At 66.2% G+C, this 480-nt stretch carries 1 protein-coding gene; it reads right to left on the bottom strand.

Features of this window, described 5'->3' with window-relative positions:
- Positions 1-480 (bottom strand): ABC transporter ATP-binding protein (locus tag GL263_RS27790; protein ID WP_182858472.1); only part of this gene is annotated, 480 nt, incomplete at both ends.

The raw sequence follows: 480 nt of genomic DNA, 5'->3' as shown, positions 1-480 counted from the left end.
TGGTGTAGGGGTGGGCCGGGCGCTTGTACAGCTCGTGCACCGGCGCGGTCTCCACGATGCGGCCCGCGTACATCACGGCGATCTTGTCGGCCACGTCGGCGACCACACCCAGGTCGTGGGTGATCAGGATCAGACCCATGTTGTACTCGCGCTGCAACTCGGCGAGCAGGTCCATGACCTGGGCCTGCACCGTGACGTCCAGCGCGGTCGTCGGCTCGTCCGCGATGATCAGGTCCGGCTCCAGGGCCAGCGCCATCGCGATCATGATGCGCTGCCGCATACCGCCCGAGAACTGGTGCGGGTAGTCGTTCACCCGCTCCTTGGCCGCCGGAATGCGAACCCGGTCCATCAGCTCGATGGCCTTGGCCTTGGCGTCCTTCCTGGACAGACCCTGGTGGACCCGGAACATCTCACCGAGCTGGTACCCGACGCTCAGCACCGGGTTCAGCGACGACAGCGCGTCCTGGAAGATCATCGCGA

The organism is Streptomyces durbertensis (assembly GCF_014156695.1).
Lineage (GTDB): Bacteria > Actinomycetota > Actinomycetes > Streptomycetales > Streptomycetaceae > Streptomyces > Streptomyces durbertensis.
Note: the sequence above shows the minus strand (reverse complement) of the source record. Positions and strands in the feature narration are given on the sequence as shown.